The organism is Bacillus cereus group sp. Bce019 (assembly GCF_051781745.1).
Lineage (GTDB): Bacteria > Bacillota > Bacilli > Bacillales > Bacillaceae_G > Bacillus_A > Bacillus_A cereus.
This window is the reverse complement of record NZ_JBPWJX010000024.1, coordinates 20,469-42,077: the sequence shown is the minus strand read 5'-3', so window position 1 is coordinate 42,077 and position 21,609 is coordinate 20,469. Positions and strand designations below refer to the sequence as shown.

Below are 21,609 nucleotides of genomic sequence, written 5' to 3'. Positions count from 1 at the left end.
AAACTAGATTCCTTTTTCTCATTTTCAATTTTGACTACTCTCTATTGTATTTCTTTCTTGCAAAATTTCCAACATACAATCGGATGCATTACACTATAATTTCAAATTCTTTTGTAACATTTGTTACATACTAAAAAGAATGGAGATGTAATATGAAAAACACCGATAAACGCAATCGTTTAGATGACAAGATGTTTCATTATCGGATAACAAAAAATAACATGGCATTAATTGAATATTACGGAAAACAGATTATGATATTAAAAGGAAATGATGCTGAAAAATTTTTAAATAAAATAAATCATGCAAATAACGATAAAGAAAAACAGCTAATTATGGCTAAAATTACAGGTAATTTCAAAAGAGGTAATGAACGAAATTGAAAACGAATCTCATTTACATTTTGATTATACAACAAATAAAAAAAGAAATGTCGCTCATTCAACATTTCTTTAGACTTTCTTCATAAAAAATTTACATTGCTAACATTCCTTCATTTTCTATCCTTCCTATATAAGCTAACCGCTGAAATAGTTAGTAATACAACTATGCATAACCACGCATACGTATATCCCTTCTTATCTACAATATAACCAAATAAAGCAGGCGCAGCAATAATGGCAATTTGATTTAATGTAAGTGCAAAACTCACTGTCATCCCTACCGATTCTTCACTTGCTGATTCCGCAACTTCAGTTATGAAAAGGCTAAACCATCCAATTGCAAAGAACCCTAACAATGCACTTACACCATACAATACATTCGTTATTGTATGTATGCTCATTACTAATATTAGAATGAAGAAAATAGAAATACAAACAGTTATAAATAAGAGGGTACGCCTATTCCCCTTATAAAATAAATCACTAGTAGCTGCTAATATAACCCTACCAACCATTCCAGAAAAGAACATAACGGAAAATACTTTTCCAGCTAAAATTGGCGTGATTGATTGTTCCAATACTAAAAATTTTATAAAGTGCGCAACTAACACCATTTGCAATGAAATCATACAAATGCCAGTTATATAAATTGCATATAACTCTTTTTTACATATCACTTCTTTTAACTGCATCCAAAAAGAAAGTTTACTACGTTCTTGTTTAACTTTCTCTTGAATATATGGTTCCTTATAAAATATAAAAAATAAAAACCCTCCAATTATACAAATACATGCAATACTATTTACCGCATAGGCCATATTATATTTTATTGTAAGAAACGGGATCAATACTCCCGCTAATGTACCACCAATCGGTATACCGGCTTGTCTAATCCCCATCGCTAACCCGCGATTCTCTTTTCGGAACCACTTCATTATCACCTTACTTCCTCCTGGCTGCGAAACACTATAAAACGTTCCTACTAATAAAAGTACAAAGAGTAACCCATTAAATCCATTGACCATATTAGTCAGTAAAAACGAACCTCCTAGTAAAAATGAACTTATCGAAATTAACAACTTTTCATTGTATTGATCAAGTAGCCGCCCGACAAAAAGCATACAAAATAGCGGTCCTATATTTACAACACTTACTAACAATCCAATCTCCGTATTCGTAAGTGTATATTCTTCTTTCCAAAATAAAGCAAACGCTCCAACACCATACGTTATAAGTGTCGCTGTTGTTTGAGCAACCGTCGCAAAAATTAACATAACCCACTTATAAGTACTATTTATCCTTTCTTCCATTAACACAATAATCCCTCCATCCCCTTCCATTGTACGAAAGTTCTGATATCATATAAAATAAAGATTTATCATGTAATCCATCAAAAAAAATGATACCTTTTCTGGAGGGATGATACTTGGATATAAAAGATTTAACTGTATTTTACGAAGTTACGAAAGAAAAAAACATATCTCACGCAGCTAAAAATTTAAACTATGTACAGTCTGGCGTAACAATGCGTATGAAACAACTAGAAAACGAATTAGGTGTGCCTTTATTTTACCGAAACGGAAAAGGTGTAACTTTAACTTCTAACGGTGAGATTTTATTAACATACGCCAAACAAATTATCTACTTAATGGATCAATCTGTTAAAGCAGTTCAAAGTAATGGAATCGAACCAAGAGGCACTTTAAAAATTGGATGTACAGAATCTACAACCGCTGTAAGACTTCCATCTATATTAACGGCCTATTATGAGAAATACCCAAAAGTTGAATTGATTTTAGAATCAAATACGACGGAACAATTGATTAGGCTTGTACTAGAACGAAAACTGGACGGAGCGTTTATAGCTGGCTCTACTCAGCATACTGAGCTTCATACAAATATATTTCGTGAAGAAGAATTAGTTCTCATTAGCAAAAAGCCTTTATCTTCCTTTAAAGACATAGGAGACATGAATTTACTTGCATTTAGTCACGGGTGCTATTATAGAAATTTATTAGAAGATTGGCTTCAAGAAGAAGGAATTTCACCTAAGCGAGTATTTGAGTTTGGAACAATTGAAGCGATACTCGCATGTGTAAAATCAGGTATGGGCATAGCAATTATGATGAAGTCTATTTTAAATGGTCATCAACATGATGTATCATTCAACCCTTTACCAAATAGCTTCAAAAAAGTTCCTACTACTTTTATTACTAGAAAAGATATATATCACTCTGCTGCATTACAAAAATTTATGGAGATGACTCACAATGCGTGAAAAGAAAATACGTGGTATGAAACGAAAAACAAACACTATGATAAAGCGAATTGAGGAACATACAAAAACGTTCCCTTCTACTTTCTATAACGATGAATATTGGAATATGCTATTGCCAGTTTCGCAAGCTTTTATTGACTCTCGTAAAACACCTAGAAAAGTAAAACGGTTATGTATTCAAACCTTATTAAATCAAGCAAATCATTTAATAAATATAAAACCTAGCGATACACATACATATCGAGTTGTTGTTTTGATTTCTATAAATAATTTGTGGGATTCGCAAATCATTATATTTAAAAATGAGGACTACTTTCACAATTTCTTTAATAGAGATAGTGAATTTCAAAAATGGATTCTTCTTTCAAATGAAATTGATTTTTGGGAGACATGGGAAATGTCAGTTTGTCATTCCTTCAAAACGCTTCACTTTCAAGAAATTATTTATGATGCAGATGAATGCTATGAAAAAAAGATTCTGTTTATCGGAGAGTTAAATTAAAAAGGGTATACCTAAAACACTGGTATACCCTTTTCCACTTATTTTTCCTTCAATACACTATGTAATCGATCCGGATAATTTGTAAACATTCCTGTAACACCCCATTTGATTAACAGTCTCATATCTGATTTCTCATTAATTGTATAAGGGTGAATTAATAGTCCATTTTTCCTAGCCATTTTCATATATGACTCATCAATAATTAGTTCTCCATTATCATTACATAAGTTTGGTCCAATACCAGCTGCATACTTTTTAATTTCTTGAAAATCATCATTTGTTACACTTTTCGGTTCATGTGTAATGCCAGACCATTCAACAATTTCATTGTTTTCATTTGGATAATACCAAAGCAATTGAACTAACGGAATATTTTCATTCATACTATGAATCTTTTTCAAACTATCTTTACTAAATGATTGAATCATAACACGGCTAGAAGACATGTTTTGGCCTACTAAATTATATTTTTGTAACAACGCCAACAATTTTTCTTCCATTCCTGGATACACATCTGGTGATTTTGTTTCAATATAATACTTCATACTTCTTCCATACTTTTGGAAGATTTCTTCAAGAGTTGGAACCTTTTGCCCAACATACTCTTGCTTAGCCTTTTCTGGATACGCTTTATTAAACCATGATCCAGCATCTAAATTCTTTATTTCGCTTAACGTTTTATCGCGTACTTCGCCTGTTCCATTTGTAGTGCGATCAACTGCTGTATCATGCATTGCAATTAATTGGCCATCCTTTGTTAATTGAATATCTAACTCTAAATAATCCGCTTTCATTTTTTTCACTAAATCATAAGAAGCAAAAGTATGCTCAGGTGCATGTCCACTTGCTCCGCGATGTGCAATATTTAAAAACTTATTCGTATTCCATTCATGCTTTCCTTCTGCTTTCGCATGAACAGCTCCCCCAGCAAAGATACTTCCAGTCATAAAGAAAATAACTAAAACGCTAATAATCTTTCTCATTCTTCTAACCCTTCCTACGTTGCAAATTTCAACAAGCTAATGAGATTTACACGAAACAGAAGACACACTTTCATTATTTTTATAAACCTATATTAAAATTCCAATCTTACAAATGTTTTCTATATTATTAATATAGAAAACTAGTATTATCCTATTTAATTTCTATAGCCCTCCTTTTCACATGTAACTCCCTATTTTGTACGGTTCATTCAATAAAAAAGCCATAAATTATTTAGAATACACTCCTGTGTCCCTAAATAAATTTATGGCTTTTCTCAAATATCTCCGGCCTCTATTAACTTGTCGAATTTAATCATATCAAACCTATTGAAATTTGTGAATATTTTTTTCAGTACAGTGAAGCACATAAAACAATATTTCTGTAGTTACTTAAAAATCACATAATAAATTTCTCATTACCCCTTCCAATACTATATCTGGATTTACTACCGTTTTTTCCGAACGCCATCCGATAAAGCCATCTGGTCTAATTAATACAGCACCTCCATTCTCTATACCATATAATTTGCTAAAAATATCTTCTGAAGCAATAAAGTCTCCACTTAAGCCAACACGATACCCTTTTATATTTATTCCTAATTTAGCTGAAACAGTATGTGCTGCCTCAGCCCAAGAACTATTTTCTACTCCTGTAAGTAATACAAAACTGTTACCGAATAAGTCTAATGTAGAAACTTTCTTCCCTTCATACGTTCCCCATAAATGTGGCGCTCGCGTTCCAGGTCTTCCGTTCAACTCTATGCTATCCATTCTATGTGGAGTGACTGAATTATCTATAATCGCCTCTGAACAATACTGATATCCAACTGTAACAGCTAAACCATCCATATTATTCAAACTGCCTTCCTCTCTATTCGCAGCACGAAACAGTAAACTACTTGCATAAGCTGTCGTTAATTTTGCAACAGAGTGTCTCTCCTCATGATATGTTTCTAACAATTTTGGTTTTGCCTTCCCTTTTATAACAGCCGCTAATTTCCAAGCTAAGTTATGTGCATCTTGTATTCCTGTATTTGAACCAAACCCTCCTGTTGGCGGCATAATATGTGCTGAATCTCCAACTAAAAAGGTTCGATTTTCTTGAAATTTCACCGCTGTACTTTCGGCCGCTTCCCACGGTAAAACACTTAATATTTCTGATTCAACATTTGTACTTCCAATTGCTATTTGAATAATTTGTTTACAACGTTCTATAGTGAAGTCCTCTAGCCCCTCTCCTTTTAATGGATCGTAGGCTACATGATAAATCCATTTTTTTACGTTATCAACCGGGATAAGTGCACCAAGAACCTCCGGATGAAGTACCATCGAAAAACCGAATGCGTCTCCTTGTATAAACTCTCTTAAATCAGCTTCAAAATAAATATTCATATAATAGCCACCAATGGTTCCACGACCCTCAGTTTTAATCCCTAACTGCTCACGTATTTTACTTTTCGCTCCATCCGCTGCAATTACATAGTCACAATGTATGACACTTTCTTTGTCTGTTTCACGATTTCGAAGCTTTGCTTTTACCCCGTTTTCACTTTGTTCAAATGAAACTAATTCATGATAAAAAGATAGTTGCCCGCCTAGCGTTTTTGCTTCTTGTAACATCATTTCTTCTAAAATAATTTGATAACATGCAGTTTGTTTTGATGGACTAATCTTTTCTATTTTTTGAAGTAACTCTTCATCGTTTCTGTATTGCGTCGCTCTCATTTGTTCCAATTCTTCTTTATTCGCTTCAGCTATTGTATGAACCGCTATTCTTCCTCGGCAGTTCTCTAATGCTTTACCTGCCAATTTAATTCTTTGTTCCAAGCCTAATTCTCGAAATAACTCCATTGTACGTAAAGTAAGACCACCTGCTTTCGGATGAATGGCAGTAGACGGATGCCTTTCAATAAGTAAGTACTCAATGTTATGTTTTGCAAGAAATAACGCAGACGCTAACCCAGATAATCCCCCTCCAACAATTAAAACTGGTACATAATTCGATTTCATATATTTACCCTCCACATCATTGTTCTGAGCTCAGTGACATAAATATAATCAAAAAAAACATTAAAATATAGACTTATATTTCATTTTGAATTATCATATAGATAGATTACGCCCCAAAATTCCTTTTACCTTTTCATACATCTATAATCCACCTGAATTGTGTCTGTATGAAAGTGTAAAACAAAAGAATGTACTTTACGTTGAACCATGTTCTATCGTAAAAATCAAAAATAATACAAACATTATAAGCGGTCGTAACCTTATGGATTATACAAGGTTACGACCGCTTATTTTATTGTTACATCATTTTTTGTTTTTAAAACTTCATCTATTGTGTTATGTAATCCTTCCAATCCCTTTTCTATCTCCCTATAATTTTCAACAATAAAAAAATTCATTCGTCTCGATTTTCTTTCTCAATATTGCACCTCGTACAACAATCATGTAGCATTACCGTATCGAAGTAATGGTTCATCATCTTAAACCTTTCGACTAATTACCTGGAGGCAAAGTGATTGAAATGAATAAACAAGAACAATTAAATATTATAAAAAAAGATTTTATTGATTCTCAAAAAGTATTATTGGCAATTGGTGATGAAACACGTCAAGCTATTTTATTAGTGCTAATGGAAACGGAATGTCAAACAGGATTACGTGTAGGAGAAATCACGAAGCAAACACACCTTTCCCGTCCAGCAGTATCACATCACCTTAAGATTTTACGAGAAGCTGGCATTATTTTAATGAGAAAAGAAGGTACAAAGAATTTTTATTATATTGATATACGTACAAAATTAGGTTTATTAAAAAATCTTGTATTAGATATTGAGAAGCTATTGCAAAACTTTTATTAAAACTTGGAGGTATAAGAAATGAAAGCAATGATAATTGATAGATATGGAAAAGTCCCAATGCGTATGGCAGAGGTACCTACTCCTGAAATTAATGAGTATGAAGTGCTCGCAGAAATTCATGCAGCTAGTATTAACCCAATTGATTTTAAAATACGTGATGGAAAAGTTAAAATGTTACTGAAATATGAAATGCCTCTAATCCTTGGGAATGACTTTTCCGGTGTCATCACGAAGGTTGGATCAAAAGTGACTCGTTTTAAAGTCGGTGATGAAATATATGCTCGTCCAAGAAAAAATAAGATTGGTACTTTCGCGGAGTATATAGCCATTCATGAAGATGATATTGCTTTAAAACCAAAAAATCTAAGTTTTGAGGAAGCGGCTTCGATTCCACTCGTTGGCTTAACTTCCTATCAAGCTTTACATGACATCATGCAATTACAAAAAGGACAAAAGATTTTAATTCACGCTGGGTCCGGTGGTGTTGGTACTTTCGCTATTCAGTTAGCAAAAATAATGGGTGCTACTGTTACAACGACTGCTAGTGAAGCTGGTGCGAATTTAGTAACGTCTCTTGGCGCAGATGAAATTATTAATTACAAAACAGAAAAATTTGAAGATATACTAAAAAATTATGATGCGGTATTTGATACAATCGGCGGTGCAACACTTGAAAAATCATTCAATATTATAAAAAGCGGAGGAAACATTGTTTCCGTTTCAGGTATGCCGAATGCTCGCTTCGGTAAAGAATTTGGTTCAGGATTCTTTAAAACTCTCTTATTTTCATTAGCCAGCAAAAAACTTACTGCACTTGAAAAAAAGCATAATGCTCAATATTCATTTTTATTTATGAAGCCAAGCGGGGATCAATTACGTACTATTGCAAACTATATTGAAGCCGGAAAAATTAAACCGGTAATCGATCGAGTTTTCCCTTTTGAAGATGCGCAAAAAGCAATGGAATATTCAGAGTCTGGAAGAGCAAAAGGAAAAATAATTGTAAAAATTAAATAATAATAAAACCTCCATTTTCTTAAAATGGAGGTTTTAAATTTGCTGTTAAATAGACATAGTGCAATGAAGTCCTTACAATAGATTGCAAGGGGAAATATTATATTATACTTTTAGTTAACTTTACAAAGAATACATACGTACAAATACATAACTTAAAATACAAAAAGGAGGAGATACAATGACTAAAAATAATGAAACAGGTTGGAATTTAGATAATAGTTATACGACTTTACCACAATCATTTTATACAGAAATCCCCCCTACTCCCGTAAGTTCACCGGAGTTAGTTAAACTAAACCATTCATTAGCGATATCTCTTGGCTTGACCCCTGAAGAACTGAAAAAGGAAGCTGAAATTGCTATTTTCGCTGGTAATGCACTCCCAGAAGGAGCTCATCCATTAGCTCAAGCATATGCTGGCCATCAATTCGGACATTTTAATATGTTAGGCGACGGTCGTGCTCTTTTAATTGGCGAACAAATTACTCCTTCAGGTGAGCGTTTCGATATTCAACTGAAAGGTTCTGGCCCTACTCCCTATTCACGCCGAGGAGATGGTCGTGCTGCACTCGGTCCGATGCTACGTGAATATATCATTAGTGAAGCAATGTATGCACTTGATATTCCAACTACCCGCAGTTTAGCAGTTGTCACAACTGGTGAACCAACATATCGTGAAACAAAGTTACCTGGAGCAATTTTAACTAGAGTAGCTAGTAGCCATATACGTGTCGGTACATTTCAATATGCTGCAGCTCGTGGTTCTATCGAGGATCTTCAATCACTAGCTGACTATACGATAAAAAGACATTACCCAGAAATTGAATCTCATGAAAACCGATATACTGCATTACTACAAGAAGTCATTAAAAGACAAGCCAGTCTTATCGCAAAATGGCAACTTGTTGGATTTATTCACGGCGTAATGAACACTGACAATATAACGATCAGTGGCGAAACGATTGATTACGGCCCTTGTGCATTTATGGACAATTACGACCAAGGAACCGTATTTAGCTCTATTGACACACAAGGCCGTTATGCATATGGAAATCAACCATATATGGCCGCATGGGACCTCGCTCGACTAGCAGAATCTTTAATACCGATTCTGCACGAAGATGAAGAAGAAGCATTAAAAATCGCTCAAGATGAAATCTCGAAATTTAGCGTACAGTATGAAAAACAGTGGTTCCTTGGAATGAAAAAGAAATTAGGACTATTTAGCAACGAAGAACAAGATCAATCACTTATTGAGCAACTTTTAAAAATGATGGAGAAATATAAAGCGGATTACACAAATACATTCCGTTCGTTAACTCTTGATGCTATCGAAAATACAGCTCTATTTGAAAGTCCTGAATTTAAAGAATGGTACAAACTATGGCAATCTCGATTAGAAAGACAAGAACAATCGAAAGAAAACGCCTACGAGATGATGAAAAATAATAACCCATCAATCATCCCGAGGAACCACCGTGTAGAAGAAGCACTAGAAGCAGCTGTTACAAATGACGACTATAGCGTAATGGAGAAACTTCTTGAAGCTTTATCAAACCCTTATGCGTATTCTACAGATCAAGAAGAATACTGCGCTCCGCCTACACCGACGAATCGCCCTTATCGTACTTTTTGTGGGACTTGATTGTTTAATATGTAAAAAGGTGCGTTCATATAATTTGTGTGAACGCACCCTTTTTATATCCCCCCACTCAACTAAAACTTTAAAATGCACATCCCCCGATGCCATTTCTTTAATCCAAAACAAATTCTACACTATTCCAATAGACTTACTCGTAAGCTTGTTAAACAAATATTGAGAAATATAAAACAGCATTTCTAAATATTTTTATTTTTGATACTATATTTTATAAGAATATTCAAAAAGTGAGGGGATTTCATGAACGTTCAACTACAAGGTAATGAACAAATTACAAAATTATTTAATGACTGGTATAGAGCTATGTTACAGCATCAAACTACCCATGCAACAAAAATAAAAAAAGATATTGAAAATACCATCTCTAATTCAGAAGAAAATACAAACCTACAATTGTATTATTCACTTTTTAATTTCAGATACAAAATTTTAACAGATGGTTTAAATATTAATAAAGATGATTTTAATAAAATTGATTCTTTCCCACTTCCAGAGAATGGGCTATTTTCTTATTATTATCATTTTTTTAAGGCTATTCACAATACAATTATTGGAAACTACAATGCAGCAAAACACCTTTTCGAGAACGCTAAAAAGCTGCTAATACACGTATCTGACGAACTAGAGAATGCTGAATTTAACTACCGCTTAGCTGCCTATTATTATCAAACATATCAACCACTAGTAGCAATCCAATCTGCAAATGAAGCTAAAGCGATTTTTTCAAAACATATAAACTGTGAAATTAATGTTGCTTTGTGTGATAACATCTTTGGTTTATCTTGTATTGATTTAAAACAGTTTGAACAAGCTGAAATTAGACTTGATTCAGCATTAAATATTCTACAGAAGTATTCAGAGGAGACTTTATCATTAAGAGTACGACATAATTTAGCTTGGCTATATGCAAGTCAAAACCTTTCAGAGTTAGCAATGCGTCATATTTCAGAGGTTACAACTAAGCAACCAAATCACTTTAAAGCACTTTTTGTTGAAGCACGTGAATACTACAAGCTTGGAGAATATACCCAGGCTAAAGAACTTATAAAAAAAGGATTAAACATCTCAAATAAACTAGAAAACAAAGAGTTTCAATATCGTTTCATGATTTTAAGAGAACTAAATAATAAAACTTCTATAAATGATTTAGAAATGATAATTTTGGAAGGAATTTCTTACTTTAAAACAGAAAACCTTTGGGAATGTATACAAGAGTACACTGATGTTCTAGCAAATATGTTTTATGAAAAAGAAGACCATATAAAAGCTAGTCAATACTTTTACATGGCCAATCAAGCAAGAAAAAAACATGAAGAAAAGGGAGCTTTGATATAATGAAAAAGATTAAATTGAGCATCATTGGCTTAGCTGTTATTAGCATCACAACTCTTGGGTTAAGCTTCACCTCAGAAACACCGAAAACACAGTTAGGATATGTAGCATTAAACATTGGGGACACCCCTGCACCACAAAGACCTGACCTTGTTCAATCCGTTGACGTAAGTAAAGACTACAACTCAACAACAACTGAAAAAGCACTTTAAAAAATGAAAGACCTTCAATTAAGAAGGTCTTTTTAAATACGCTTATTTAGAATATTTCTCTTTGATGTAGGCTTTATTTTCTCATCAACTCCGCAATCCTCTTACTCTCCTCACTACCAACTTTCTCAAGTTTCTCCACAACTAAATTCCGTCTCTCTACAGAATGATTTTGACTTAACTTCGCTTTTCCTTCTATTTTATTTATCTTTATTTTGAATCCAACTATTCCCTTACTTAATCCTGCCATATAATTCGGATCTACATCGTTTAATGAGTACGTGCTCTTTGAATCTTCATATGTATGTACTAATTTTTGAAGAGAGTCAATTAATTCCTGTTCATCCTCAACAATTTCTAATTCACCATATACATGCACTGCAACGTAATTCCATGTTGGTACTGCATTGTTTGTTTCATACCATAACGGAGAGATGTAACTATGTGGTCCTTGAAATATAGCTAGTACTTGCTGAGTCCCAATATCTTTCCACTGTTCATTCGGCCGTGCGAAGTGACCATGTAAAGTAAGGGTCTCCCTATTTAATAACAACGGCAAGTGCGTTGCATATGGTTCTCCGTTATGTTGAGAAAATAATGTCGCAAAGCTATTTTGTTCCATTATTTCGTACTTCATCTCTTCATCTTGTATTACGAAATATTTTGGTATGTACATAAGCTCCCTCTTTTCCGCTCTTTTCTATTTTATTTCCTATTATATTTAGTAACCGCATCAATCAACAGGGCCAGTTTGTATTTGTTTTATAATGGCAGCTTTCTATTTCAAAACAATAGGCAGCATGTATTCCATGCTGCCTTAGTTTATTTTTTCTAATATATTTGTAATAAATACGGTCTTACCTTCAATATAACTAGATCGATTTTTCGACTCTCTTGCTAACTCTTCCTTCAAGTTTCCATACTCATTAGCGACTTTAGTATGTTCACGAAGGTAATCTCGAAATGCTATATGCCTTCTCAACTCTTCACTATTTTTATCACACACATATAAATGATGTTCCATCCAAACTGTATTTCCCTCGTTCCATGGAACGAACATATCCTTTCTTCCAAACGCCTCTCTTCCTTTAAAGCTCCACTCTAACTGATGATAGTACCCTATCTTCTCAAGTTTTTTTACTACCTCATGAAAAATTTCGTACTCTTCTATTACAACATCAATATCTAGTATTGGTTTTGATGCAAGCCCTTTAACAGATGTACTCCCAACATGTTCAATGGATAAAATGCTGTCTTCCATCACATCGTTAATGAGAGTTTGTAGCTTATTAAATTCACTTTCCCATTTGATGTTATATTCTTCGATAGTAATTCTCTGTTTCAACGTATCCCTCTCCTCAAAAGCAATTATAATCTTTGAATATGAGTATCCTTAAAATCCGTCTCATATTTCAATCCATATCCAAACATTCGATCCATTCCAATATGTGCTGTCCATATTAAGCCAATCACTATAACGGTATCTATCTTAAAATAGACACCTATTAGAACAATTAATATGGATATGATATATGTGTGACATACGTTATATATTTTCGCACCAACGTGATTATTGATCCCATACGCTAACATGGATAAATCCGGCGCTAAAAGGAATACAAAAAATATAATCCAACTAAACTCATATATTGAATACATATAAATCGTGGCTAAAAATACAACCATTCCTTCGAAATGTACAATACGTTTTTGCATTATTTATCATTCCTATTTTTCTATATTTATTAATACATTTTCATCGCTGAAAGTATTCTTTGCATTTTTTGACCAGATGGTTGCTAATATTGGCCCTGCAATGCTATGCCATACTGCCGCTAATACACTTGGAAGTACAGCAGCCGGTCCAAAATGCAAAATACTTTCCAGCTATATTACTTATCGCTTCTAGTACTTCCATCCACTCAGCCCCTATCTTTTAATTGAAACACCTTATTCGGATTCAAAATATTTTGCGGATCAAGAGCTTTCTTTATTTTCTCCATTACAAATAATGCTGCTCCATGCTCTTCTTCTTGATACTTTCGTTTTCCGATTCCAACGCCATGTTCTCCTGTACACGTTCCTCCTCGTTTAAGAGCATACTGAACGATACTTTCATTTATTTCATCTGCCTTCTTCACTTCCTCTTTATCATTTGTATCAATCATTAAGAGTACATGGAAATTCCCATCCCCAACATGACCGAGAATACCACCAATAAGGCCTACTTTATCTAATACCTCTTTCGCATGTTGAATTGCGCCAGCTAATTCCGAAATCGGCACACATACGTCTGTACTCATTAGCTTTTTACCAGGATAACTATGCACGTAAGAGTACGCTAAGTTATGTCTTGCATCCCACAGTTTATTTCTCGCTGCTGTTTCCATCTCAAACGCAATTTCTATACATTTATGATCAAGAACGATTTCTTTCGTAAATTCAATATCTTGCTTTAACCCTGCTTCATTGCCGTGAAACTCTAAAAACAGTGTCGGTTCTTCTCTGTAACTTGTTTCATTGTAATAATTTACTTGTTTCATAGATAATTCATCAACGAGTTCAATTCTCGCGATTGGAATACCTGCCTGTAATATGTTAATTACAGCTTCTACTGCATCATTTATAGTTGGAAACGATGCCCTCGCAGCCATAACATGTTCTGGTATACCGTATACTTTTAAAGTTAACTCCGTGAAACATCCAAGTGTTCCTTCTGATCCTACGAAAATACCATTTAAATGATAACCTGATGATGACTTCACCGCTAAATTCCCGGTATGTATTACTACTCCATCAGCAAGAACGACTTCTAAATCTCGAACTTGATCACGCATTACACCATACTTTACCGCTGTCGTTCCGCTCGCATTTGTAGCAGCCATTCCTCCTAACGTTGCATCAGCACCTGGGTCTACACTAAAAAATAATCCATACTTTTTCAATTCTTTATTAAGCTGAGAGCGCGTCACCCCTGGCTGTACTCTCACAAGAAAATCCTTTTCTCTTATTTCAAGTATTTTGTTCATAAGAGAAAAGTCCATTGTAATTCCTTTTTCGTAAGGAATTACATGTCCCTCTAAACTGGACCCTACTCCAAATGGAACGACAGCTGTTCCGTGCTGACTCGCTATTTTCATTATCGCGCTAACTTCTTCGGTCGTTTTTGGAAAAACAACTACATCAGGTAAACTACTAACGTGGTAAGATTCATCTTTACTATGTAACTCTCGTACTGTCATATTTATTACTACTCGATCTTCAGGAAGTATGCCTTTTAATTCATTTACTACATGTTCAATTGTTATTTCCATAATCAACTCTCCTTTTTAAATTTAAAACAAGTATACCATCTTTATACAAAATAATTAGAAAAATAAGATTATTAACCATGAACATACAAAAAAGAACCTGCAGCACACGCTACAAGTTCTTTTTTACTACATTTTAAACGATTTCTTTATTAACAACATAAACCAAATTAAAGTAACTGCCATCAACGAATGAGAAAACCCTACAATATAAGTTAACCCTTTAAAGTCAGCTCCATTTAACTGAAGAAGCCCTCTCGCTGCTAGCGAACCTAACATTAATGTTAATGCAATGTTATATAAAACAAACCACTTATTAAACCCTTGCACTTCATGAAACGCGAATACTTTTGCTAATCCTAAAGCAATTAAAAAGAAGAAAAAGCCAAGTACAAGTGTATGTGTATGCAAAAGATTTAACAAAGTAGATCCTAAAATCCCTTTATACTTACCATACTCCCTAGCGAAAATCCCTGATAATAAACCTATAATCAAATACGTAAACGATGCATTATATAATTTCTTCATTATATACCTCCTTGAGTAGAATGTGTAGTGTGTCATATTTAGTAATAATGATAGTTATATAGTAAAAACTCCTAGTCACCTAGGAGTCATTGTATAAGCATCTCACTCTTTACAATCAATTCTAATTATAAAATATCTCTCTATACAAAACAAACGAACTTTATGTGAACAAACAAAGCCCCATTAAAATATGTTGCACTTTTGTTTTACACAATCCATACTAATTGTTATAACTTTTTGAAGGTGGTGTAATCATTGATAGTTCTTGAAACCGAACGTCTTACCCTTCGTTGGTTTGATATAAAAGACGCTCCTTTTATTCTTGAGTTAGTAAACGATCCTGCATGGATTCAGTTTATCGGTGACAAAGGAGTTAGAAACTTAGAAGATGCAAAAAATTATATTGTAAACGGTCCCATCGATATGTATAACAAACTCGGATTTGGCCTTTACTTAGTAGAACGAAAAGAAGATCTCACTCCACTTGGTATGTGTGGCCTTATTAAAAGAGATTCATTAGAAGACGTTGATATCGGATTTGCCTTTTTAGAGACATTCCGTTCACAAGGATACGGCTACGAGTCAGCTTCTGCGATAATCGAATACGGTGTACAAAAGCTCAGCATGAAACGAATTGTAGCAATTACTTCTATAGATAACATCGCCTCAGGAAAGCTTTTAGAAAAAGTAGGATTACGATTTGAGAAAATCATTTCAGATTCAGAAGAAGATTTAAAATTATTTGGGTATAACGCATAGTAAAGAAGGTCGCCTTGAATGGCGACCTTCTTCTATCCATACAAGAAATCCTCCCTTTAAATTCACTACTTCCTTTATACCAGCTCTTTGCAAAATACTAGCTGCTATAGCGGAACCCCATCCGGTTCGAAATTGCAAAACTATTGGACAATTTTTCGGGATATAATCTAATTGTTCAAATAGATTGCCTAAAGTGATATATTGCATCATGAAGGTTTCCTTCCTCCTACTATGTTGTACTACGCACATCGATAACCTTAACACTTCCACTTTTTATATGCGGATATAATTCAGTCGATGTTTTTTCTTTGCAACTTTCAAATCTATTAAGTTTCTTTATTACTTTTTAGGGTGCAAAAGCAATAATATTGTCTAACCCAATAGATTCAAATTCTCTAATAACTGCCTCCACTTTAACCTTTTCCTCATCTAAAATTATTAAAGTTTCTGTTTTATAATCTAATAACCATCCACATCAAGTTGTGAAAGAATTTTTATAAGGTATGTTTATTGACTTCTCAATATGACCTGCAGCAAAACTCGATACATCTCTTATATCAACTATTTGGTGAACGCTGCTCAAAATTTCTTGAAATTCTTCTACTGTATTAATAGCAGTTCTCTTTCTTTTCTTGCGAATTTTGGGACCATACTTATTTAAATTCTTCATTTTTTGTATATAATGCGATAAAATTGTGAAATTTTATCGCATTATGCAAGACATTTAATATCAAATATATTACTTTTACTATGAACTAAATGTGTTTATAGGAAGTGTATAGATAAATAAAGTGCTAAATTGACTCTTATGCAGTAATTACTGTTTAATTTATCTAAAAATTGAAAAAATACGTGTAGATATATATCATTTAAAATACATATATAATTAATTTTAATTTTCCGACACGTTTTTCACATAGTTCTTAAACCAGTTTTTTGCGTGCATTATGAAAAAAATTGTACCGTGTCAATCTTAAAAAATTATATATCATAACTTTAAGAGAGGAAGGAAAACTATGAAGATGAAACGAAAAATCATGATGACAACGGCACTTGCAGCTACGTTAGCTACAGGTGCACTACCTACTACCTCGGTGTTTGCTGCAGAAAAGGAGGCTCCTATTCAACAAAAAGAGGCACAATTAAGTATTCAACCTTTTGCACAAAACAATTTGGAAACAGCCGTTCAAGCTGCCTTAAATGGTCCAGAAGTCAAAAAAATCAAAGTATTTGAACATGAATTTAATGTAAAGGAAATAGAAGTAGTAAATCTAGGTGCAGGAAAAAAATATGTTAAGGGGCAAATCTCTCATCATTTAAGTTTTCGTCCAGATGATCAATTTTATTATGAGTTTACAGTACAAGATGGAAAGGTACTAGATAAACCTGTATTTAATATTGATAGAGGTGGTTGGACACCATTTGCTGCTCCACTTTTATCAATTCTTGCTGCGTATAATGGAATTCCAGTTAATCCAAATGATTTAAATGCACTTGGTCAGCAGATTGGTAAAGTTATAGATGGAAGCTGGGAACATGCAGCCCAATCAATTGCAACTGTAGTTAGTCTAAGTTTTAATGAGTAGAATTTTTCAATTTTTATTAGCAGTGTAGAGATCCGCTTTTTGTAATCAGCCTTGTTATAAGAGATTCTAAAACAGCTATTAATAAATTTTTACCACTCAATCACATTATCTTGATTTGTTTACCACCTTATCATTCATTATATGTCACAAAATAGAAGTCTTTTTTAGGACTTCTGTTTTGTTTGTATTCAATACGATAAACAGTTGTTTTTTGGAGGCTATACTTCGAGTTTTCAAGAATCCGTTTGGCTATTAGGGACAATTTATAATAAAAAATTATTAAAGTCTCAAATAACTTACTCCTCCTATTGTTAATTATTTTTAAATACAAAAATTTATTATCTTAAGAATGAAAAACGATAAATATAGTAAAAAATCATCTAACAATTGTTTAAAGGTCAGGAGAGAAAAAATGAACAAAATAAAAATGAGAAATTTCTTTAAAATTAGCATCCTTACTTGTATTACACTAACAAGTTTAAGTACACCATCTACTATTTTAGCTGATAGTCATCCAGGTTACTCCTATGAATCCAATATAGGGTATCAAAATCCATCGTGGATGTCGAAAATAGAAGGTTCAACAAAAATAAGTGAAATATCTATTCCAGGGACTCACGGTACGATGGCTTTACATGGAGCGAGTTTTCTTGATGAAAATTTGACAAGAAATCAAACTATGGATTTATCCCAACAATTAAATTCCGGAATTCGATATGTAGATATGCGTGTTAAACGTGTAAAAGATTCTTTTGCAATGTATCATGGCGTTGTAAATCAAAAAGCTGTGTTTGAAGATGTATTAAAAGAGACCATTCAATTTTTAAAAGATCATCCAACAGAAACAATATTAATGCGCTTAAAAGAAGAAACTACTCCTGAAAGTGGATCTCTATCATTTGAGGAGATATTTTTAAAATATAAAAACGTTAATGCTTCATATTTTTGGGATCCTAATTCCGTACCAACTTCAGATAGAAATAACCCTACTTTAGGAGATACCCGCGGAAAAATTGTAATCTTACAAAACTTTACATCCGCTCAATTGTACGGGATTGATTACGAAGGTTTAAATATACAAGATAAATTTGAAATTGGAAGCGGACCAGACGAAATATATACAAAATGGATTGCGATAAAAAACCATCTACAAAATACAAATATTAATTTTAATAATGGAAAAATTTATCTCAACCATTTTAGTGGTACGGGAGGCGCAGCCGCATTTTTAAATAATGTATATCCTTGGTTTGTTGCAAGCGGAAAAGAGAGCAGGAATACTGACAGTAGTCCTAAATTGATTCAAACGAATTCCACTAATGCGTGGAGTGATTTCCCTCGTGATAGAAACGGACAAGTATACTATGGGGGGATGAATACACTTGGGACCGAACTCTTACAACAAGGCGCAATTAAACATTCTGGTATCATCGCGGCTGATTTTCCCGGTCCAGGTTTAATTGATAGTATCATTAAATTAAATGGTATACATTCAAATGAAAAAGAAATATTAATTTCACAAATATCATCTGAATCTAGTCCTTTATCAGGGCAACAAAATCGATCCAGCCAAAACTTTAAAATTGATAGTTTACCTGTAGGTACCAAAGAATTAAAATGGGTTATTGAGCCTTCAGAAAAAGATTACCCTTCTACTATCTTTTTCAATGTAATGATTGATGTTTCCCTAGGAATAGATTCTACCCGTTGGAAAAACATTTCACATGGATCTAGGACTGAAGCTTACACAAATACTAAATATTATATTGCAAGTCCAATAGGTGCCACTAACAAATTCACAGTGAAAATATACGCTATTACAAATTAGAAAAAAGAAACCCAATGGAATTCCATTGGGTTTCTTTTTTAATTTCATTTCGTAAACATTAGGATGGGGTTTAAATCATAAGATAATTCATATTTGGAACAGCCCTTAATTTTTAAAAGAAAACCCAAAAATGTTAACTACCTTTTCCCACCTGTCACTTATCCAAAACTGGCTTCCAAAGCGATAAGGCAAAAATCCAATTTGAGTCGCCATTTCCTTGATGATATTGAACTGCTTCATACACTTTTCCCTCATGTACTACTCTATCGCCTTTAGTATATGCTTTTCTTGCATCCCATTTTTCATATGTGGAATCCTCTGGCTTTGTTGTTACATTCAAAACATCACTTCTACTAGATTCATTTCCAGCTAAATCAACCGCCGTCACTACATATTTATACGATGTATTAGCCTTCAAATCTTTATCCATAAAGGATGTATTAGCCGCTGTCCCAATTTTATTCATAACCCCAGCGCTTTCTCTATATACAATATAATGGTCAACACCTACATTATCTTCAGACGGACTCCACATCAAATCAACAGTTGTCACTGTTGTACCCATACTATGTAATCCTTTTGGTTGAGTTGGAGCCTCTATATCTGGGATTGCATGTGTTGTCTTAACCTTTAGTTTTTCACTTTCCTTTGATATGTTTCCAGCAGAGTCTAATGCCTTTATTGTATAGGTATATTCCGTATCTGCTGTTAGTTTTTTATCAATAAAAGTTGTACCTGGTACCGTATCAATTACTTCGCCATTACGTAACACTTGATATTCTTTTACACCTATATTATCAGTAGAGGCCTTCCATGTTATTTCAACACTATTGGCAGAAACTTTAGAAACATTTAATTCAGTTGGTTGACTTGGAGCTACTGTATCGGGAGTTTCATTATTTACTAGATTTACATCAATTACATTATAAAACGCATTTGACGTATCTGCTACATCCCATACAGCTAAAATAACATGATAACCATTGCGATCAGTTGGTACATTAATTGTATGTGTTAAATTATTTGATGCGGCAGAACCATCATGTTTCACAGTTCCAATTGGTTCTAATTCAGCACGTGTTAATGGTTTATTAGGATCCCATCCCTTTTTTGTAATGTAATAATGCCATTTACTTGTAGGATGTGCAGCTGTATATTTCCATGTAAAGGTATTTGCTCCACCCTTAATCGTGTTTTTAAACCAGCGATTTGATGTTTGTTGGTCAAGAATTCCTCCAAACAGTCCTCCTGCCGAAGCGATTTTTCCATCAATCGGTCCCCCATCTGGGAATCCTTTAGGTGCTTCTAGGCTTTGAGGTTCGTACATTATATTTCCACAATTTAAATTCAATGCTCCATAATTCTGACTACATAAAGCAGCACGGCTACTTGGCTTTTCAACAAATCCATGTGCATAAGCACTTTGAGGAATCATAGTAATAGCCGTTACCCCTGCAGCCAGAACACAAGCACCAATTCCTTTTTTACTTTTTCTTAATATTTCCAATTTAGATGTTAATTTCAAATTCATTCTTGTCCCCCCAATATATTGTTCTCGCTAATATAATAGCAATATAGGGATAAACGAACAAATCACCAATTAATATATTAATATCTCTCATAAATTGGTACATTTATTATTATTTTTAATCTCCTATAAAAATAAAGTAAATACAATTACGCTATTTTGTAACATTATGTATTTAAAGAAGAATAAAAACTCCGTTTAATTTCACAAAAAATTCAAATATTAAAACGGATAATTAAATCATGTAGGAAAAATAAATTTTTTATATTACAAGAAAGCAAAAAAAGTCTGGAAGAAACCGATTATATCCGTTTCTTCCAGACTTCCGCTACTTTTATACCATCACAAATCCTTTAACCTTAAACATATATACTTGAGGTTAAAACACATATAATACCCTTACTAATTCAAACTAACGCTTAATTACTTATAAAATAACTTAAGGTATCTAGCTTAACTGTATTTTCTTTATTAATAGCTATTTTCTATCCTGTATTTCCTTACTTTAAATAGATTATCAAGAAATTGTTAATGTTTAAGAAAAGAGAAAATATTTAAAAATCCAATTTTAACTATCCCATTCTAATAATTTATTGTGTTATTTTTATCTAATAAAGCACAGAAACAAAGGATGAACTTCAGTGTGCTTGAGAAAAGGTTCTTAGGGTGAAACGTTTAAAGGGTATTTTAGTACTGAGTTTTTATTAAATGTTCCTGTACCTAATATTTAAATTAACGTATGTCAAAATATTTTACAATACGAGTGTTAAACGTTACATATTTCTATATAAAATGATACATTTCATCAGCACGCCTCCCTAATATTTATGCTAAATATA

20 protein-coding genes and 2 pseudogenes are annotated in these 21,609 nt (G+C 33.3%); 11 read left to right on the top strand and 11 right to left on the bottom strand.

The window, feature by feature from the left end; all coding sequences use genetic code 11:
- Positions 1 to 152: 152 nt before the first annotated feature.
- Positions 153 to 383: a hypothetical protein gene (locus tag ACS2QP_RS23845; RefSeq protein WP_086396415.1), complete on the top strand. Its 231-nt coding sequence runs from the start codon at positions 153 to 155 to the stop codon at positions 381 to 383.
- 110 nt (positions 384 to 493) lie between these two features.
- Here ACS2QP_RS23845 and ACS2QP_RS23840 read toward each other — a convergent pair whose 3' ends face one another.
- A complete protein-coding gene (locus tag ACS2QP_RS23840) occupies positions 494 to 1,723 on the bottom strand; it encodes an MFS transporter (RefSeq protein ID WP_438882935.1) in 1,230 nt (409 codons plus the stop codon).
- An 86-nt stretch (positions 1,724 to 1,809) separates the two neighbouring features.
- On the opposite strand from ACS2QP_RS23840, the gene ACS2QP_RS23835 reads away from it, so the two are divergent.
- Positions 1,810 to 2,661 (top strand): LysR family transcriptional regulator, encoded by an 852-nt coding sequence (locus tag ACS2QP_RS23835; RefSeq protein WP_088351100.1) that lies wholly within the window; start codon positions 1,810 to 1,812, stop codon positions 2,659 to 2,661.
- Positions 2,654 to 3,163 carry a DUF3916 domain-containing protein gene (locus ACS2QP_RS23830; protein ID WP_438882934.1) on the top strand — a complete coding sequence of 170 codons (510 nt, stop codon included), beginning with the start codon at positions 2,654 to 2,656 and terminating at the stop codon, positions 3,161 to 3,163. Before ACS2QP_RS23835 ends, ACS2QP_RS23830 begins: the two co-directional genes overlap by 8 nt.
- A gap of 38 nt (positions 3,164 to 3,201) precedes the next feature.
- Here the strand turns inward: ACS2QP_RS23830 and ACS2QP_RS23825 are convergent, their stop codons facing one another.
- Positions 3,202 to 4,146 (bottom strand): glycerophosphodiester phosphodiesterase, encoded by a 945-nt coding sequence (locus ACS2QP_RS23825; RefSeq protein ID WP_438882933.1) that lies wholly within the window; start codon positions 4,144 to 4,146, stop codon positions 3,202 to 3,204.
- Positions 4,147 to 4,536: 390 nt separating this feature from the next.
- On the bottom strand, positions 4,537 to 6,156 hold the full coding sequence (locus ACS2QP_RS23820; protein WP_438882932.1) for an FAD-dependent oxidoreductase: 1,620 nt from the start codon (positions 6,154 to 6,156) through the stop codon (positions 4,537 to 4,539).
- Between the two features lie 511 nt (positions 6,157 to 6,667).
- On the opposite strand from ACS2QP_RS23820, the gene ACS2QP_RS23815 reads away from it, so the two are divergent.
- The 5 genes from ACS2QP_RS23815 to ACS2QP_RS23795 all read left to right on the top strand — a co-directional run bounded on the left by ACS2QP_RS23815 (position 6,668) and on the right by ACS2QP_RS23795 (position 11,233).
- Positions 6,668 to 7,012, top strand: a complete 345-nt coding sequence (locus ACS2QP_RS23815) for an ArsR/SmtB family transcription factor (protein WP_000571870.1) — start codon at positions 6,668 to 6,670, stop codon at positions 7,010 to 7,012.
- An 18-nt stretch (positions 7,013 to 7,030) separates the two neighbouring features.
- Positions 7,031 to 8,029 carry an NADP-dependent oxidoreductase gene (locus tag ACS2QP_RS23810; protein WP_000646442.1) on the top strand — a complete coding sequence of 333 codons (999 nt, stop codon included), beginning with the start codon at positions 7,031 to 7,033 and terminating at the stop codon, positions 8,027 to 8,029.
- 178 nt (positions 8,030 to 8,207) lie between these two features.
- Complete coding sequence (locus ACS2QP_RS23805) at positions 8,208 to 9,674, top strand: protein adenylyltransferase SelO (protein ID WP_088351095.1); 1,467 nt, start codon at positions 8,208 to 8,210, stop codon at positions 9,672 to 9,674.
- Positions 9,675 to 9,929: 255 nt separating this feature from the next.
- A complete protein-coding gene (locus tag ACS2QP_RS23800) occupies positions 9,930 to 11,024 on the top strand; it encodes a hypothetical protein (RefSeq protein ID WP_001102733.1) in 1,095 nt (364 codons plus the stop codon).
- Positions 11,024 to 11,233, top strand: coding sequence for a hypothetical protein (locus ACS2QP_RS23795; RefSeq protein ID WP_000721431.1), 210 nt, complete (start codon positions 11,024 to 11,026; stop codon positions 11,231 to 11,233). Before ACS2QP_RS23800 ends, ACS2QP_RS23795 begins: the two co-directional genes overlap by 1 nt.
- Before the next feature lie 73 nt (positions 11,234 to 11,306).
- On the opposite strand, the gene ACS2QP_RS23790 is transcribed toward ACS2QP_RS23795, so the two are convergent.
- From ACS2QP_RS23790 to ACS2QP_RS23765, 6 genes and pseudogenes are all read right to left on the bottom strand, one after another.
- Positions 11,307 to 11,906: an FMN-binding negative transcriptional regulator gene (locus ACS2QP_RS23790; protein WP_438882931.1), complete on the bottom strand. Its 600-nt coding sequence runs from the start codon at positions 11,904 to 11,906 to the stop codon at positions 11,307 to 11,309.
- Between the two features lie 141 nt (positions 11,907 to 12,047).
- Positions 12,048 to 12,575 (bottom strand): GrpB family protein, encoded by a 528-nt coding sequence (locus tag ACS2QP_RS23785; protein WP_086693010.1) that lies wholly within the window; start codon positions 12,573 to 12,575, stop codon positions 12,048 to 12,050.
- 23 nt (positions 12,576 to 12,598) lie between these two features.
- A complete protein-coding gene (locus ACS2QP_RS23780) occupies positions 12,599 to 12,946 on the bottom strand; it encodes a DUF4260 domain-containing protein (RefSeq protein WP_053563872.1) in 348 nt (115 codons plus the stop codon).
- 12 nt (positions 12,947 to 12,958) lie between these two features.
- A pseudogene (locus ACS2QP_RS23775) lies at positions 12,959 to 13,102 on the bottom strand (bile acid:sodium symporter family protein); the annotation flags it as partial.
- A 50-nt stretch (positions 13,103 to 13,152) separates the two neighbouring features.
- Entirely contained in the window at positions 13,153 to 14,544 is a 1,392-nt protein-coding gene (locus tag ACS2QP_RS23770; RefSeq protein WP_438882930.1) for an FAD-binding oxidoreductase, read from the bottom strand.
- A 126-nt stretch (positions 14,545 to 14,670) separates the two neighbouring features.
- On the bottom strand, positions 14,671 to 15,069 hold the full coding sequence (locus tag ACS2QP_RS23765; RefSeq protein ID WP_438882929.1) for a DUF2871 family protein: 399 nt from the start codon (positions 15,067 to 15,069) through the stop codon (positions 14,671 to 14,673).
- Between the two features lie 255 nt (positions 15,070 to 15,324).
- Here ACS2QP_RS23765 and ACS2QP_RS23760 point away from each other — a divergent pair, with 255 nt between their 5' ends.
- Positions 15,325 to 15,828, top strand: coding sequence for a GNAT family N-acetyltransferase (locus ACS2QP_RS23760; RefSeq protein WP_332284390.1), 504 nt, complete (start codon positions 15,325 to 15,327; stop codon positions 15,826 to 15,828).
- Here the strand turns inward: ACS2QP_RS23760 and ACS2QP_RS23755 are convergent.
- Positions 15,808 to 16,510: pseudogene (locus ACS2QP_RS23755) on the bottom strand (rhodanese-like domain-containing protein); the annotation flags it as partial. The gene ACS2QP_RS23760 and the pseudogene ACS2QP_RS23755 sit on opposite strands and share 21 nt — an antisense overlap.
- Positions 16,511 to 16,844: 334 nt before the next feature.
- Between ACS2QP_RS23755 and ACS2QP_RS23750 the strand changes: the two are divergent.
- Together ACS2QP_RS23750 and ACS2QP_RS23745 are read left to right on the top strand one after the other, a co-directional pair.
- Positions 16,845 to 17,414, top strand: coding sequence for a hypothetical protein (locus tag ACS2QP_RS23750; protein ID WP_061661124.1), 570 nt, complete (start codon positions 16,845 to 16,847; stop codon positions 17,412 to 17,414).
- Between the two features lie 412 nt (positions 17,415 to 17,826).
- Positions 17,827 to 19,242 carry a phosphatidylinositol-specific phospholipase C gene (locus tag ACS2QP_RS23745; protein WP_332284392.1) on the top strand — a complete coding sequence of 472 codons (1,416 nt, stop codon included), beginning with the start codon at positions 17,827 to 17,829 and terminating at the stop codon, positions 19,240 to 19,242.
- Positions 19,243 to 19,396: 154 nt separating this feature from the next.
- On the opposite strand, the gene ACS2QP_RS23740 is transcribed toward ACS2QP_RS23745, so the two are convergent.
- Positions 19,397 to 20,773, bottom strand: a complete 1,377-nt coding sequence (locus ACS2QP_RS23740) for a lytic polysaccharide monooxygenase (RefSeq protein ID WP_332284393.1) — start codon at positions 20,771 to 20,773, stop codon at positions 19,397 to 19,399.
- Positions 20,774 to 21,609: the final 836 nt, after the last annotated feature.

Excerpts from the sequence above, each read along its gene's own strand:
- ACS2QP_RS23845 (WP_086396415.1), top strand. The coding sequence starts at position 153 with ATGAAAAACACCGATAAACGCAATCGTTTAGATGACAAGATGTTTCAT.
- ACS2QP_RS23830 (WP_438882934.1), top strand. The coding sequence starts at position 2,654 with ATGCGTGAAAAGAAAATACGTGGTATGAAACGAAAAACAAACACTATG.
- ACS2QP_RS23750 (WP_061661124.1), top strand. The coding sequence starts at position 16,845 with ATGAAGATGAAACGAAAAATCATGATGACAACGGCACTTGCAGCTACG.
- ACS2QP_RS23800 (WP_001102733.1), top strand. The coding sequence starts at position 9,930 with ATGAACGTTCAACTACAAGGTAATGAACAAATTACAAAATTATTTAAT.
- ACS2QP_RS23810 (WP_000646442.1), top strand. The coding sequence starts at position 7,031 with ATGAAAGCAATGATAATTGATAGATATGGAAAAGTCCCAATGCGTATG.
- ACS2QP_RS23825 (WP_438882933.1), bottom strand. The coding sequence starts at position 4,146 with ATGAGAAAGATTATTAGCGTTTTAGTTATTTTCTTTATGACTGGAAGT.
- ACS2QP_RS23840 (WP_438882935.1), bottom strand. The coding sequence starts at position 1,723 with ATGGAAGGGGATGGAGGGATTATTGTGTTAATGGAAGAAAGGATAAAT.
- ACS2QP_RS23790 (WP_438882931.1), bottom strand. The coding sequence starts at position 11,906 with ATGTACATACCAAAATATTTCGTAATACAAGATGAAGAGATGAAGTAC.
- ACS2QP_RS23765 (WP_438882929.1), bottom strand. The coding sequence starts at position 15,069 with ATGAAGAAATTATATAATGCATCGTTTACGTATTTGATTATAGGTTTA.
- ACS2QP_RS23745 (WP_332284392.1), top strand. The coding sequence starts at position 17,827 with ATGAACAAAATAAAAATGAGAAATTTCTTTAAAATTAGCATCCTTACT.
- ACS2QP_RS23740 (WP_332284393.1), bottom strand. The coding sequence starts at position 20,773 with ATGAATTTGAAATTAACATCTAAATTGGAAATATTAAGAAAAAGTAAA.
- ACS2QP_RS23795 (WP_000721431.1), top strand. The coding sequence starts at position 11,024 with ATGAAAAAGATTAAATTGAGCATCATTGGCTTAGCTGTTATTAGCATC.
- ACS2QP_RS23805 (WP_088351095.1), top strand. The coding sequence starts at position 8,208 with ATGACTAAAAATAATGAAACAGGTTGGAATTTAGATAATAGTTATACG.
- ACS2QP_RS23780 (WP_053563872.1), bottom strand. The coding sequence starts at position 12,946 with ATGCAAAAACGTATTGTACATTTCGAAGGAATGGTTGTATTTTTAGCC.
- ACS2QP_RS23770 (WP_438882930.1), bottom strand. The coding sequence starts at position 14,544 with ATGGAAATAACAATTGAACATGTAGTAAATGAATTAAAAGGCATACTT.
- ACS2QP_RS23820 (WP_438882932.1), bottom strand. The coding sequence starts at position 6,156 with ATGAAATCGAATTATGTACCAGTTTTAATTGTTGGAGGGGGATTATCT.